Genomic DNA, 15,125 nt, shown 5'->3' with positions numbered 1-15,125 from the left:
GCGAAGAGGTAGTCAAAAACACAAAAATATGTGACCGGCTGGATAATCCATCAAACGCCTCACGCGCTCAAGTCTTTCTTCTCCTCTTTGACCTCCAGCTTGCGGTGCTCCCACTTCTCTATCCATGTGCCAACACGGACAAAGAAGAAGCTGACGACGATTGCGAAGATCACGATGCCATAAAAGCCTGCACCCGTACCAATCCCGACGCCTCCCGCAAACAAAATCATCGCAGCAGAGGTTAAGCCCTTAACCTCAAAACCAGCCTTCATAATCAAGCCTGCTCCGAGAAAGCCAAGTCCGGAGACAATCTGGGCTGCCAGACGCATCGGGTCCATCATCGTCCGGTTATGCAGCTGGCCGTAGACTTCAACACTTTCAATAGATACGATAGTGATTAGTGCAGAAGCTACTGTAACGAAAGTATATGTCTTAACGCCTGCCGGTTTGTTCTTATGTGTTCGATCGAATCCGATCAGGAGTCCCAGTACCGCACTGACCAGAATCCGGATGTAATATTCCAAAGGGATACCAGCTCTTATAGATGATGTAATCGCATTCATTTCTCACCTCGCCAGTTCTGCAGTTCCCCTTCACGGCTCTGTGATGGCGGAACAGGAACTGCCTTCAATAAACTTGCTGGGCACAACCCAGTTATCCTCATACTCCCCTTCCAGAACCCCCAGCTTATGCATCAATAGCCGAACCGATTGCACCCCAAGCTCTGAGGCCTGAAGGTCCATTCCTGTAAGCGACGGCCGAACCTGATGCGTCGTGGACAGGTCTCCGCAGATCATGAACAGCGAGATATCCTCCGGCACACTGAGTCCTGCATCATTAATGGCATGGAGCGCATTGATCGCTGCACGATCATCATCGGCAATAATCGCCGTCACGCGCCCCTGATGATGCTGGAGCATCTGAAGGGTCTCATCATAACCATAACTCATATACTTGTCCGACTGAATATCCGGCTTGTCGAAGATCATATCCGGGGTGACAGCAATATCATGAGTCTCCATCGACTGCATGAATTCCTCCAACCGCTCTTTGGCAACTGTCATTCGCTTTCCAGCGTTCAGGAACATAATATTCCGGTGCCCAAGTCCAATCAGGTGCTCACAGATTTCACGCATGATTTGTCTATTGTCATTGTTGACTGTAGGGACATCCTCCATTCCTTCATTCATGACACGGCCAATAGTGACAAACGGAATGTCATGCCGGTGCAGAAGATTAATGCGCGGGTCTTCTTCCGTTGGCCCCAGCACAATCGCTCCGTCGATCGGAAAACTAGCCAGTGAAGGCGTCTTGATCTCTTCAGTCGCAATCATGTCCAGCAGCACGCGATAGCCATACCTGGAGGCCTCCAACAGCACACCATTAATAAATTGATTATGGAACATGCTGAAGAAGAATTTACGATGCGGAATAGTGAGCCCGATCGCCATTGTTTTCTTGGTGACCAGGCTTCTTGCAATATGATTTGGTACGTAATTTAATTCCTTCGATATCTGCAGTACTCTCTCAGTCACTTTTTTGCTGGTTGGCCTTTTTTGGCTGAATACATTAGATACCGTACCCTTTGATACGCCCGCCAGCCGGGCTACGTCATCGATTTTTGCCATTTTGAAAATACCTCTCCTTAAGCACTTGCTAAAAGTTTCATCTGGGTGGTCAAGTGACTGACTGTATCGCATCGCCGGGTTCAACAATGTAGGTTAATTACGATGTTCTGGATTGCACTTCGTCTGTATTCTCCATCGGAACGCCGCGAAGCTGCAGCTTCTCTGCATAATGACATGCAGCAAAATGATTATAACCCACTTCACGAAGTTCAGGCACTTGCTGGATACATTTCTCTGTCTTGTAAGCACAGCGGGGGTGGAAATGGCAGCCGCTTGGCGGATTGGCTGGATTCGGCACTTCTCCCTCCAGAATGATCCGCTCCTTCTTGAATTCAGGATTCGGCTGGGGTACAGCCGACATCAGAGCCTCCGTATAGGGATGCTGAGGATGTCCGAATAGCGATTCCGTTGACGCCAGCTCCACGATTCTGCCCAGATGCATTACGGCTACCCGGTCAGAAATGTTCTGTACGATAGAAAGATCATGCGAAATGAAAATATAAGTAATCTTGTATTGCTCCTGCAAATCTTTGAGCAGGTTAATAATCTGTGCTTGAATCGAGACATCGAGCGCAGATACCGCCTCATCACAGACAATCAGCCTAGGCTGTGTAATCAGCGCGCGTGCGATAGCAATCCGCTGCCGTTGTCCCCCGGAGAAGGCATGGGGATATCTTTTTAAATAACCTACATTCAGTCCGGTCTTCTCGGCAATCTCCGTGACCTTGGCCTCCACCTCATCCTTGCTCAGCTTAAAATTGGCAATCAGCGGCTCGGCAATAATATCAAACACGTTCATCCGCGGACTAAGTGAGGAATACGGGTCCTGAAAAATCATCTGAATATCTTTTCGGTAAGCCTTGATTCCTTTACGGTCAAGCTTAAGATAATCAACGGCCTTCTCATCCTCTGCATGATAGACGACACTGCCCGAAGAGGCATTAACGCCCCTCACGATACACCGCCCAAGCGTCGTTTTTCCACAGCCGGATTCTCCGACAATACTAAGCGTCTCCCCTTCAAGCAATTCGAATGAAATATCATTCAGGATATGAACAGGCTTTGGCTTTTTGAACAGCGCCTTGTCGGATTTGACTTGAAAGCTCTTGTTCAGCTTGAGGACTTCAAGAATAGGTTTGGTCATTGTACTTCTCCTTCTCTCTGGTCACCGTACAGGAAACATCTAACCATGTGCTCGTCAGAAATTGTGATTTTCGGTGCAGACTGCGCATTGCATACGCCTTCGATCCGGTCTTTGCAGCGGTCATAGAATCCACACATCGGCGGCATGTTAATTGGCATTGGAACAGAGCCTTCAATGGAATCTAGTCGTTTACTCTTGTTCCCGCCCAGCCTCGGCATAGATCGGAGCAATCCTTTGGTATAAGGGTGCTTCGGATTATTGAAAATTTCTTTCACCGGTGCCTGTTCCACGATTTTCCCAAGATACATCACCGCGACCTCATCGCACATCTCGGCGATAATCCCCAAATCATGCGTCACTAGCAGAATCGCCATGCCGAACTCCGCCTGCAGACTCTTCATCAGTTCCAGCACCTGCGCCTGAATCGTCACATCGAGCGCTGTCGTCGGCTCGTCAGCTATCAGAATCTCCGGGTTACAGGACAGCGCCATAGAGATCATCGCCCGCTGGCGCATCCCTCCCGAGAATTCATGTGGGTATTGATCAAACCGTTTCGCCTGATCGGAAATGCCGACTTTGCTGAGCATCTCCAGCGCGATTTTCTTGGCTTCTTTCTTGTCCTTCGTCTGGTGCGTCCGGATCGCTTCCATAATCTGATTTCCAATGGTATACATTGGTGAGAAAGCGGTCATCGGTTCCTGGAAAATCATCGAGATTTTCCGGCCGCGGATGGAGCGGATCTGCTTGCCAGTAGGCTTCAGGGATAAAAGATTCAAGCCATTCAGCGCCGACTCTGACTCCGAATTGTAAGTGATGGTTCCGCTCGTTTCACATTCCTTCGGATTAATGCTGATGATTGAACGGCTGGTCAAGCTTTTACCGCAGCCTGACTCACCGACGAGTCCTAGCGTTTTGCCTTTGTAAATGTTGAAGTCGACCCCATCCACGGCATTCATGATGCCACTTTCCATCTGGATCTTGATCTTCAAATCTTGAACGGACAGTAAAGGTTGCTCCTTGTGAGCCGCTTGAGTTGCCATGCTATCCCCTCGCTTGCCTAGTATTTGTGACATTATTTTTTGTACGGGTCAGCTGCGTCGCGCAAGCCATCACCAATGAAGTTATAAGTCAATACGGTCAGAATGACTGCACCCAGTGGAAGCAGCTTCCATGGATACAGAGCCACGTTCTCGATTTTTTGGGCTTCCTGTAACAGCACACCCCAACTGGTTGCAGGTGAACGGACACCAAGTCCGAGGAAGCTCATGGCCGTCTCCCCTAGGATCATACTGGGGATTGCCAAGGTCGTCGCTACGACCAGATAACTCATAAAGCCAGGCAGCATATGCTTCACAATAATCTTCGTGTTGCCTACGCCAGCGATCCTCGCCGCTACCACATAATCTTCATTCTTAAGCGAGATGAATTTGCCTCTAACGACGCGTGCCAGATCCGTCCAGCCAATGAATGCAAATATGATAACAATGTATAAATACATGGTCACCACTGGTATACGCGGCGGAATCGCAGCAGACAAGGCCATCCATAGCGGCAGTGTAGGGAAGGAACGGATAATTTCGATTACACGTTGAATCACTGAATCAATCCAGCCACCGAAATAACCGGAGATGCCGCCAATAATTAATCCTAGAATAAAGCTGATGCCTACACCGACTAAAGGAATGCTGAGCGAGATTTGACTGCCAAGCACAATCCGGGAGAATAGATCACGGCCCATGCCATCCGTACCGAGCAGAAAGATTCGTCCCGGCTCCTCTACCCCGAACAAATGGGTCGACATCGGGATCAGGCCCAGAAATTTATAATCCTGTCCTTTCACGAAGAACTTGAAGGAGTATTTGGTCTCTGTATCCGGAACAAATATTTTACGTAAAGTTTCCGGGTCCCGCTCCGTCTTCAGCTCATAGACAAATGGTTTGATGTGAAATTTACCTTCTGCATCCACAAACCTAAGACCCATGGGCGGGGCATTAACGTATTTACTGTCATAGCTTTGCAGATCATAGGGCGCGATGAATTGCGCGAACAGGGCCGCGAGGTATAGCAAACCAAGGATATACATACTGATCCGAGCCAGCTTATGCTTCTTGAATTTCTTATAAATCAGCCGCCATTGCGAGCTGTAAACCGTGTCTTTGGGTGCCGCCGCGACCTGGGCTGCCGGTTTTTGACCTTTGAATAACGGTAGTGTTCTCATAATTAAGATCCCCTGAACTCTGTACGGATTTTTGGATCAAGCCAAGCTAGCAAAATATCGGAAATCAGGGTTCCGAGTACGGTCAGCAGAGCCATAATTAACAGGAAGGTTCCGGCAAGGTACATATCCTGACCCAGCAAGGCGTTATGCATGACCGGACCTTGAATCGGTAGGTTCAATACAATCGCTGTAATGGTCGCGCCCGTAAAGATCGAGGACAAGGACCAGCCGAAGGTACTCACAATCGGATTCAAGGCTGCACGTGTCGGATACTTGAACAAGATTTGCATCTCTGACAAGCCCTTGGCGCGTGCGGTAACCACATTCGGTTTATTCAACTCATCTAGCATCTGTCCCCGCATAATCCGGACCAGATCTGCGGTACCCGATAGCCCGATGACGATAACTGGGATGACCATATGCTGCATTAAGTCTTTCACTTTGTCCATCGACCACGGCGCATTTACGTATTCATGGGAGAATAAGCCGAGCAACGGATTACCGAACCATTTATAAGACAGGAACATCAGAATAATCGCCAGCAGGAAGTTCGGGGTAGCCATCCCGATAAAGCTCAGGCCCGAGAAGAAATAGTCTCCTACGGAATACTGCTTCACTGCTGTGTAAATCCCGATGGGGATCGCAACGATATAATGAAAAGCCATGGTAACTAAGGACACGACAAGTGTCAGTCCCATATATTGCTGAATGACCGCCATAACCGGCTTGTTATAGTTGAACGAGAATCCGAAATCGCCATGCAGAATAATTTTACTCATCCATATAAAATACTGCTCATAGATCGGTCGATCCAGGCCCAGATTTGCCCGCATTTGATCCATTTCGGTCTGGGTCATGATATCGCCAGAGGCGGACATTTTGGCCGCATAGGAGGAGACATAATCTCCGGGCGGCAATTGAATGATATAAAAGACGATGAAGGAGATTAAGACCACCACAGGTATCGCCAGCAGAATTCGTCTGATAATGTATTGAAGCATTTTGCAATCCTCTCCTCTACAACACTTGATGATACAAAACAATAGCGGGGATGGGATACCCCGCTATTGCCGCCAAATCGATTCAAAGCTTATTGCTTGATAAAGAATTGCACTGGATGTCCTTGGCCGAGGGAACGATATTCGTCACACCAGATGGCGTCAGTAGGAATGTTGTGAATCTTATTGTTTGCAACAATCAGTACCGGTGTTGGTCCTGCATAACCGATTACCCATTGATTTTTCTGATGCAGCTTGACGATTTCATTGCTGTATTTGTTGATATCTTCAAGTGTTTTACTGGACTTCACTTGATCCCAGTATTCCAGGATCTTCGCTACATCGCCTTCAGGTTTAACGCCTTCTTTACCACCGGATTGCGTGTAGAGCCCGTAATGACCGAGCCATGGTGTCATGACACGAAGTGGAACGAGGGTATCCGGACGGAAGGCAACGTTAGCGACAGAAATATTCTCGGTATGCATTGGAATCTGGTTGGCATACTTCATATCGAATTGGGTAGTGCCATCCACGATTTTCACATTCGTTTTGAGACCCATTTCTTCATAGTACTTCTTCAGCAGTTCCAAGAATGGCGCATTGTCGGTGCTGCTCTCGACGATGGTCAGCGCCAGTTCAGAGCCGTCAGCATTGGTACGGAAATTATCCTTATCTCGCTTAGTCAGACCCAGTTCGTCGAGGAGCTGGTTAGCCCGCTGCGGATCGTATTCCGCCCACTGTTTATCCCAGCCTTCCTGATACCCCATAACCCCTTTCGGAACGGAAGCCTGAATCGGCTCACCTAGTCCGTTGGTTACGATCTCAGAGACTTGGTTGCGGTCTACCCCGATCGAAAGCGCTTCGCGGAACTTGATATCCTGGAACAGCTTGCGCAGGTTCGGATCTTCTGTTGTCTGGTTCAATTGGATACCCGCACTGGACCAAGATGGTTGTGTCCATGGAATGATACGGAAGTCGCCTTTTTTCTCATTTTCCTTCAGGACTGTGAAGTCCTTCGAATCAAAAATAGTCAAGTTATAGTCGCCGGAGAGTGTACCCAGCACCTTCTGGCTTGGATCTTGAATCTTGGTTGCAACAATCCGGTCGATGTAAGGAAGCTGTTTGCCTTCTTTATCTGTTTTCCAATAGTAAGGGTTACGTTCCATCACGAATTGGTCGCCGTTAGGATCATTCGTTGGCACCCAAGCGCGAAGTGTAGGAATTTGGTAGTGCAGCCAGTCTGTATATCCGGTCTCCATCAGGAAGGTCTTCGGATCTTCATAGCCCCACTCCTTGGTGATTTCCAGCGTCTTCGCATCACCTACAAACTCAGGCAGGATAGTCTTATGGAAGTGTGCCGGAGCAAAGAACCACTTGTTATCAATCGCCACACGTTCAAGGAAGAGTACGCTTGGATACTTGTGAGTCACTGTAAAGGTGTAATCATCTACCTTCTTGACTTCCGCTAGCGCTCTGTCGCCAGTTGCCGGATCAACGGAATAGTAAGCATCGTAAATCTTTTTACCGAAAGTCTCTTTGGTTAGCATGTGCTCCCAATAGAAGAGGACATCATCAGCTGTGAAAGGAACACCGTCAGACCATTTCATGCCTTCCCGCAAATGAATGGTGAACACTGTGGAATCTGCGTTAACTTCATAGCCTTTGGCTACGTTTGGTTCAACCTTATTGCCTTCCTTATTGAAGCGGAACAGCGCTTCTTCGGTTGGTTGACCAATTCCCCACTTATCAGCTACCCCGTTCCAAGGCATTTTCCAGTCGCCGCCGTATTGCCCGATTTCATCGACGACTTCCTCAATTTTAATGTCCTTGGCAGCCGGAAGACGCTCTTCCAGCGGTGGCAGCTTGCCTTCAGACACCAGCTTAGCAAACTGAGGTGCCTCTTTAGTGTTATTGTCCTTGACGATCGTTTCTTTCACATCCGGCGATTCTTTAACCTTCTCAACTGCGTTGTTAGAGGAAGTAGTTGTACACCCTCCCAGAACCGTAGTTAAAAGGACAAGACCCATTAACAGTTTGCTACCCCTTTTCAAGTTAACCCCTCCGTGTTTAGATTTACGATTTGTCTAGCGGAACTTGCTCTAGCTGTCTCCCACCTCCCAAGTGGAATTAAACCGATTTAACATAAATGCGGAAATGCTATGTAAAAGCAATATTAAACCGGTTTAATATTGGTTTAAAAAAATATGGGCCTGTGACATAACCCCTTATTAAACCGGTTTAAACATTGTTAATACCGAAATGTAAACGCTTTATTTGTATAATACATGGAATTAAGCGCTTAATCAATACGTAATTAACAGAAAGTTCAATATTATTTTAATATGAATAAAAAGAGGTTTTACCTCATTCGCAATCCGTTAATCCCTCTTACTTGTCCTATTATAGGACCAAAATGTACTAGGATTATTAGCGGATCATCAAATTTCGGTAAAACCCCTGCTTATTTCCTTTTATTTGAGGTTAGAATGTGTGTTCAGACGGAAGCGGAACTTGGCGTCATCTCCGTACCACATCGGGAAGTTTGTTCCCCATTTGTTGTTGTGGAGATTGAAGTGCCATCCGCCGTTCAGCGAAACAAACGTATTGTCGAACTGCAGCAGTCTTCTCTGACCAGGTGCAACCAGTGCAGAATCCAATGCCGCAATCGAAGCCTGACCGTCTGCCCCTTCATAGAAAACTCCACGGTCGATGGCATGCAGATTACGGTTGCCGTCCTTCACTACATTCAGAGGCGAGATCGGACCGCCCAGCTTATCCATCATCCACAGATTTGGATTATCCACCTTCAGGCCGCAGCTGAACCAGCTGGCTTCCGGCAGGCGGTTGGCATCTTTTCCGAACCACTGCAAACTAACATCCACTCCACCATCACCGGCAAAAGTGTAGATCAGTTCCAGTTCCTTCGGTGCTCCGTATACTTCATGAGCTTCCTTAGGCATGGACAGACGGAGCAAGTATTGATCACCGTTCACACTGCTTGTCTTCTGCATTTCTCTTACAATCGGTTTATAGATACCATGGCTTGGCAGCGGACGTACGAATTCAAAGCCCGGCTTGCTGAAATCGGCATCTGCCCACGGGTGCGTTAGCGGCAGGTTCTGCATGTAAGTGCGGAAATATCTGCCGTAATCATCTGTGCCGAAGGTCTCATAGATGTATTGACCAAACGGATGCTCGGCATCCACCCAGTTCTTGCCGTTGCCGTCGATCAGCTGGATCAAAGCGCCGTTCTCATTGAAGGCAACCTCATAACCACCGCTGTTGTAAGCCGAATGGCTGACAAACTGAGTCGCACCGGACAACTCATTCTTCACTGGCTTCAATTGCTCAAAAGCTGCCCGTGCTTCAGCTTGCTTATCTTCGCTCAGTGCAGCAACAGCTGTGTCCAGATATCCACGCTGCTCCGCCCAAGAGCTCTCGATCATCGAGTACGTGCGGCGGCTGGTCTCAGAAGCGAACAATCCGCTGGAATGCTTGTCGAACTCGTCCATAGCAAATGCACCGATGTATTGGAATTTAGCCGGGATGTCATCCACGTCGATATCGTCAACTTCCCGCGCCTTGTTAAAGTCTGGCTTCGCATAGTTGCGGAAGTCCGGCAGCCATTTCTTCACGTCAAGGCCCCAAGTATGCTCTACAACAAGCAGCAAGGCGTCGCTGAAACCTTTGTACTCGGCGCTTGCGACATCAATTCGGCCTTCAGCCAGCCACTTGTCTCTCAAGCGTTGCAGCTCGCGAAGTTTAGCAACCTTCAGCGGATCAGTAGCTCCGCCGTGAATCCAGGTATCTCCAAGCTCTTCACGTACCACTGGCAGTCGGTCGCTAACCGTAAGCAATTGTTCAGCAAAAGCATCCAGCGAAGAAGCAATAATCTCTGCATCCGGGTAGCGCTCTTGAATATGCTCGAACTGCTCACGAATCTCCTCTGCACTTGGTGGACCACAGTTGTCGCCGGTATGCGCGAACAGCAGGATATCATTAAGATCGTCCAGCTCTACGGCTTCACCGTAAGTTCCAGCATAGTTGACAATAATCTCACTGCCATCGGCCGCCTGCCATCTGAACAGCTTCGGCACATCCGGGCGCATCGAGGCCGGGTTCACGCCAAGGTGCATATAGCGAATGCCTGCTTCACTCATGTATGGCACCATCGACAGGGTGTGACCCGGTACGTCTGTCATCTTCGAAGCAATCGTCGTTTTGCCGAACTGGGCATCCAACTCTTGGCTAATCGACAGACCATAACGGAACAGGGCTGGATCCATTAGCTCGGTATGTGTTGTGAACGGCAAGCCGTGCCACACGATGTGACCCTTACGGATCGCTTCATCCATCGCTTTCTTGCCTTCTTCGGACGCATGATCAAGGTAATAGCGAATCAACCAGGAACCAGTGGTCCAGACGAAGCGCTCTTTACCACCTTTAGCTTCAAGCTCAGCAGCCAGCGCGATCGCTTTTGGAATATACTCCTCCATGTATTGCTTTACTACATTAGCTGCCAGATGGGTAAAACCGATATCGAGGTGAGTCTTAAAAACAACGTGTACTCTTTTTCTGCTAGTCATGGTTGTCTTGCCTCCATTTTCAAATAATTAGTCAAGAACTACATCGTTCGTAAGCGCGCCTTTTTCTTGCGGACCGGTAGGTCCACCAGCGAGGAGCGGCTGTCCAAAGAAAGAGCCTTGGGCAGGATTACCGAATTTGTACACCGAGAGACTGTTCGGATTGCTGTAATCTCTGTCCAGCCAAGACGGCCACGCATTACCGAGGCCATTGCCTGTCAATTCATTCGGGTAGTACTGGAATGCCTGAATATTGTTCCATGTATCCCATGCGGTGCCTTGGTTCGCCACATCTATTAGTTGGGTAACGACCAGCTCTTTATATACATGGTTACCTGGATCTTTCCACATCCCGTGAGAGCCAAATGCAGAGTAAGCTACCGGATGGGTGTTATTCACTTTATCTACTTCATTCCAGTTGTATGTTGTGCCAAAAGAATGGGCACCATAAAAAACTTGAACCGGTTTAATATAATTGCTGCCTTGGTCTGAGAATTTGGCCAATCTAACCGTTACACGTTCCCAATCCCCGACATGATCGCCTACTTCTGTTCCGAACACAGTTTTGCCTAGATCATAGGCACTGTACTGGAAGTATACTAGATCGACATTGTTATACTCCTTCTCTACCCAGAAAGCATAGATTGGAGCATTGGCCAAATCGCCTGAGAAATGAGGGAGCTTCAAAGTGTAAGGATTAAGCTCCGTTTTAGTTTTGAATTCATACAATCCAGAGTCAGGATTAATATAGCGGTCCAGGTAAGGCAGTGTGAACTCTACGGAAGCCGGGAAGTAGGTCTCCCCTTGCGCAAACCAAATTCTGGGAGCGAATGTCTGCAAAATCTCGCGTTTGGCCGTATCACTGTAAGCATTGCCTGGCACAGCCCTGGTCGTGGAATCCTGTGGTGAAATGGCCTCCACTTTCAAGCTGCTGGTCTGGTCATTAAAATCGGATAGATAGATCGTGTCAGAAGTTAACACCTTTGACGATCCTTTAAAGTTATTGTCTTTGTATAGTGTTACCTTATAACCTGGTGCTATACGAATAGCAGAGATTGTGTCATTGCCAACTCCGTTAACAATATCCGCCCAATCATAGTTGCCGATATCAAACTGCTGCTCGAATCCACCATAAGGAGAATTGGAGTAAGCAATCACCGGCTTGTTCGGACCGCCAATCTTCTCAACCTTAAGGCTGGAAGTCGCGTCGTTGAAATCATCCAACCAACTTGCGTCACGAGTTAGCTGCTTTGCGTCACCAGAGAAGTCCTTGTCACGATACAAGGTTAAACGGTAACCTGATGCTATTTTGACTGAAGAAATTTTATCGTTTCCAACGACATTTAGCTCGTTCACATTGTAAAGACCAATCCCAAACTGCTGTGAAATGCCGTCAAAATCACCATCCCGATACACTGTTACCGGACTTTCTGCCGCCAGCGCTGACTGTGCTTCCTCCACCAGCATGGGCTGTGCTTCTTCCGCCATCGCAGGCTGCGCTACCGGTAAGATCAGAGATACTGCCAAGAACGATACTGTAAGCAAGGATTTGATTGTCATATTCGGCTCCTCTTCGAATGATGATTTCATTTTCTGCTAACATTCATTTCTTCGGACTTCTGTAGGTCTATTCTCAGGATGTATGATAACGCTTTCTAAAGATCCTCCTTTCATGATTAAAGATAACTATACACTCAGGGTAATCTATGTCAGTGACATATACAATAATAAAATCAGCATTGTTACGTAAATTTTTCCGATCCCAAATCTCATAATTCGACCATTATTTACAATATCATTGCACAACCCAAGGACAAAGATAACAATGTCGAGATTAAATTTCCATTTTAAAGAAACCAACCTCCATATGTCACTGATATATAAAAAACCTCCCCTATCACATAACAAGTGATGTTGAAGGCTAGAGAGGCTGAATACCACTATTCGGTTCAGAGATTAAGATTCCGTACAGAGCTTCGTTCGATAATAGTCGTGTTTACTTTAATCGACACCGCTCCCTCCTTGGAATTCTCCATACGCTTGCAGAGCAGATTAACCGCTGCCTGACCTAGCTGCTGCGTTGTTTGTCTCGCTGTGGTCAACGGGACCGGCAACAAACTGGCGAGTTGGATATCAGAAAACCCGATGATGGACAGATCCTTAGGAACCGCCTTGCCGATTGACAAAGCCGTGTTCAAGCAGGAAGTCGCCAGATAATCATCCGCACAGAGGACCGCTGTCATGTCCGGATTATTTTGCATGAAATCAACCAGTTCCTGGTTGGAGCCGTTCAGATTCAACATATAATCCTCTGAGCAGTTCAGGCTAATATTCCGCCCGTTCACAGGTAGCTCATAATCCAGCATCGCCTGCATGTAACCTTTATAACGGTCCTCCCGACTTGTCACTCCGTCAAATGGCATGGAGAGATAACCGATTTCCTGATGTCCTCTCTGAATCAAATATTCCGTTAGATTATAGGCACCTTGATGATGGTCGTGATACACACAATCAATGTTAAGCTCGCGAAAAATCCGGTCGATAATCACCAGCGGGTAGTTTAGCAAATTAAGCTCCAGTACCTTCTCACTACAATGCGTTCTTCCTCGTGGGAATAGAATAATTCCGTCCACGCCATCATCATACAGCTCCTGAAGGCTGCTACTCTCATCCTCTTTGTCGGTAGTCATGCGAATGAGCAGATGGCAACCGGATTTGCGGGCTTCCCGCTCAACGGAGGCGATAATTCTGGCGATATAATCATCCACGTTCGGAAACACAAGGGCAATTCTTCGCTTATCCAGCGTATTATCAATATCTGCTCGATCCGCTGCAATCTCTCTATCTGGTCCTGAATAGTCGCCTGACATAAAGGTGCCCCGCCGCGCCATTCGGTATACAATTCCCTGCTTCTCCAAAATTTGCAGCGCCAGCTTGGCAGTCATGCGGCTGACAGAATACAGCTTGGCCAGCTCCGCCTCAGACGGCACCGGATCATGCGGCTGCAACTTACGCTTGCGAATTTCCTCCAGCACCAAATCAGCAGTTTGCAGGTATAGTAGCGGCTTCCGATCCGACTTCTGATGTTGTTCTTCCATGTACACATCTACCTCAATTCCGAATTGCTATCTTTCTTTTGTCATTGTCTCATGAAAAAGATAGTTCGATACAGTTATTGTACAATCCTGTTTAAGAATCTCCACTTTTATTGCTAAAGTAAGACGAAACCTTGGGCCAAGCACCGCGCTCCGGGAGGCATCACGGGGAATGTTTGGGCTTCAGGTCGCTGTTGTTGCTAGACCTAGAAAAAATAGGGGAGCAACAGCGGCCGCAGTACCTAAACCTAGAAGAATAGGGAGCAACAACGGCCGCAGTACCTAAACCTAGAAGAATAGGGAGCAACAACGGCCGCAGTACCCACTTTACCAGAAAATCCGCCTGAGCCTACGTTCGAGCTTAGTAAGAGTTTTATAACAGGAAAATATACCGTTAATTCTTTCTTTTCTCCTTATTTGCGATAAATAAAGGGAAATTCTCCTGTTAAAAACCTATTTTCCCCCTCAACGATCTAGATATGAGGTAATTAACGGGATATTTTCCAGTTATCTTTAGAACAGAAAAAAATTCAATCAAAATAACAGGAGTTATTCCCGTTATTGCAATGCCCTATCGAATGAAGTTGAGCTTTCCGGCGCATTGGTCACCTGAAGGCGTGAAATCCTTGTGAGCTGAGCATTCAAAAGAGTTCACTTCTATTTTGTACCTTAAGCTACAAGAAAGTCGTTATTTAGACGTCCGTGTCATTTTCGAGATCACATTGTGTTTTTAAATACGATTTATATAAAAATATAAAAAAACAGCCCTTTGGCCGAAGGATGGTTAAACTCCCATTCTTCAACCAAAGGGCATGCATAGATTGACCTTGAATTTTTCAACATAGGAGAAGCATTCCTTATTCCCCTGTGATATTTCCCCAGTTCAATCTATACAACAGGCAATCTGCCTTATTATTGCAGCTCGGCATTCAGCCGTTCAATGAGCTCAAGCAACTGCAGCGGTTCACTGACGGTGTGTGTCGGCCGTTCGGATTCATCCGCCGGTTCATGGGGATAACGCGGCGTCCAGCTCTGAAAGATGCTGGTGATGCCAAGTGCGTTGGCTCCCTTCATATCACGGCTCAGGTTATTGCCGATCATGACGGTCCGGGAGAAATCCTGCTCAGACAGGTCAAGTGCTCCGATTGCAGCCTTGAACATCCGAGGACTAGGTTTAACAGCTTTAATATTCTCAGAAATAATCATTGCACTGAAATAATCATGAAGTCCATGTTGCTTGAATACGTTCTTGAAGGATTGTGCATCGCCATCGGCCACCAGGGCCAGCGTGTAGCCTCTCTCATGCAGAGTTTGAATCGTGGTTTCTGCCCCAGGGATCAGATCCGCACCGAGAACGATGCCTTCTTCGTCCCGAATCTCAGTCGATTCATCAACAATCGTGTCGCCGCTGTCAAAAAAGATAATTAACTTCTTGTCGTCCATATTCTTTATGACCATC

The 15,125-nt window shown here is 47.5% G+C and carries 11 protein-coding genes; all 11 read right to left on the bottom strand.

Features of this window, described 5'->3' with window-relative positions; genetic code table 11:
* Nucleotides 1-59: 59 nt before the first annotated feature.
* A complete protein-coding gene (locus AC3Y23_RS04950; protein WP_379196279.1) occupies nucleotides 60-563 on the bottom strand; it encodes an MgtC/SapB family protein in 504 nt (167 codons plus the stop codon).
* A 30-nt stretch (nucleotides 564-593) separates the two neighbouring features.
* Nucleotides 594-1,628, bottom strand: a complete 1,035-nt coding sequence (locus AC3Y23_RS04945) for a LacI family DNA-binding transcriptional regulator (RefSeq protein ID WP_379196277.1) — start codon at nucleotides 1,626-1,628, stop codon at nucleotides 594-596.
* Nucleotides 1,629-1,725: 97 nt separating this feature from the next.
* Nucleotides 1,726-2,772, bottom strand: coding sequence for an ABC transporter ATP-binding protein (locus tag AC3Y23_RS04940; RefSeq protein WP_379196275.1), 1,047 nt, complete (start codon nucleotides 2,770-2,772; stop codon nucleotides 1,726-1,728).
* Complete coding sequence (locus AC3Y23_RS04935; protein ID WP_379196273.1) at nucleotides 2,769-3,812, bottom strand: ABC transporter ATP-binding protein; 1,044 nt, start codon at nucleotides 3,810-3,812, stop codon at nucleotides 2,769-2,771. The genes AC3Y23_RS04940 and AC3Y23_RS04935 overlap by 4 nt, the downstream gene beginning before the upstream one ends.
* A 32-nt stretch (nucleotides 3,813-3,844) precedes the next feature.
* Nucleotides 3,845-4,990, bottom strand: a complete 1,146-nt coding sequence (locus AC3Y23_RS04930; protein WP_379196271.1) for an ABC transporter permease — start codon at nucleotides 4,988-4,990, stop codon at nucleotides 3,845-3,847.
* 2 nt (nucleotides 4,991-4,992) lie between these two features.
* Nucleotides 4,993-5,991, bottom strand: coding sequence for an ABC transporter permease (locus AC3Y23_RS04925; RefSeq protein WP_379196269.1), 999 nt, complete (start codon nucleotides 5,989-5,991; stop codon nucleotides 4,993-4,995).
* 89 nt (nucleotides 5,992-6,080) lie between these two features.
* Nucleotides 6,081-8,039 carry an ABC transporter substrate-binding protein gene (locus tag AC3Y23_RS04920; protein WP_379196267.1) on the bottom strand — a complete coding sequence of 653 codons (1,959 nt, stop codon included), beginning with the start codon at nucleotides 8,037-8,039 and terminating at the stop codon, nucleotides 6,081-6,083.
* 420 nt (nucleotides 8,040-8,459) lie between these two features.
* A complete protein-coding gene (locus AC3Y23_RS04915; RefSeq protein WP_379196265.1) occupies nucleotides 8,460-10,574 on the bottom strand; it encodes a DUF5054 domain-containing protein in 2,115 nt (704 codons plus the stop codon).
* A gap of 27 nt (nucleotides 10,575-10,601) precedes the next feature.
* The gene (locus tag AC3Y23_RS04910; protein WP_379196263.1) at nucleotides 10,602-12,131 is read right to left on the bottom strand and encodes a Vps62-related protein; all 1,530 of its coding nucleotides are present in this window, start codon (nucleotides 12,129-12,131) and stop codon (nucleotides 10,602-10,604) included.
* A gap of 389 nt (nucleotides 12,132-12,520) precedes the next feature.
* Nucleotides 12,521-13,669, bottom strand: a complete 1,149-nt coding sequence (locus tag AC3Y23_RS04905; RefSeq protein WP_379196261.1) for a GntR family transcriptional regulator — start codon at nucleotides 13,667-13,669, stop codon at nucleotides 12,521-12,523.
* Between the two features lie 909 nt (nucleotides 13,670-14,578).
* On the bottom strand, nucleotides 14,579-15,124 hold the full coding sequence (locus tag AC3Y23_RS04900; RefSeq protein WP_379196259.1) for an HAD family hydrolase: 546 nt from the start codon (nucleotides 15,122-15,124) through the stop codon (nucleotides 14,579-14,581).
* Between the last annotated feature and the right edge of the window lies 1 nt (nucleotide 15,125).

It is taken from the genome of Paenibacillus sp. MAHUQ-45, assembly GCF_058133325.1.
This window is presented reverse-complemented; position numbering and strand designations above follow the sequence as displayed.

Coding starts and splice junctions, on each gene's coding strand:
- AC3Y23_RS04950 (WP_379196279.1), bottom strand. CDS start 563: ATGAATGCGATTACATCATCTATAAGAGCTGGTATCCCTTTGGAATAT.
- AC3Y23_RS04945 (WP_379196277.1), bottom strand. CDS start 1,628: ATGGCAAAAATCGATGACGTAGCCCGGCTGGCGGGCGTATCAAAGGGT.
- AC3Y23_RS04940 (WP_379196275.1), bottom strand. CDS start 2,772: ATGACCAAACCTATTCTTGAAGTCCTCAAGCTGAACAAGAGCTTTCAA.
- AC3Y23_RS04935 (WP_379196273.1), bottom strand. CDS start 3,812: ATGGCAACTCAAGCGGCTCACAAGGAGCAACCTTTACTGTCCGTTCAA.
- AC3Y23_RS04930 (WP_379196271.1), bottom strand. CDS start 4,990: ATGAGAACACTACCGTTATTCAAAGGTCAAAAACCGGCAGCCCAGGTC.
- AC3Y23_RS04925 (WP_379196269.1), bottom strand. CDS start 5,991: ATGCTTCAATACATTATCAGACGAATTCTGCTGGCGATACCTGTGGTG.
- AC3Y23_RS04915 (WP_379196265.1), bottom strand. CDS start 10,574: ATGACTAGCAGAAAAAGAGTACACGTTGTTTTTAAGACTCACCTCGAT.
- AC3Y23_RS04910 (WP_379196263.1), bottom strand. CDS start 12,131: ATGACAATCAAATCCTTGCTTACAGTATCGTTCTTGGCAGTATCTCTG.
- AC3Y23_RS04905 (WP_379196261.1), bottom strand. CDS start 13,669: ATGGAAGAACAACATCAGAAGTCGGATCGGAAGCCGCTACTATACCTG.
- AC3Y23_RS04900 (WP_379196259.1), bottom strand. CDS start 15,124: ATGGTCATAAAGAATATGGACGACAAGAAGTTAATTATCTTTTTTGAC.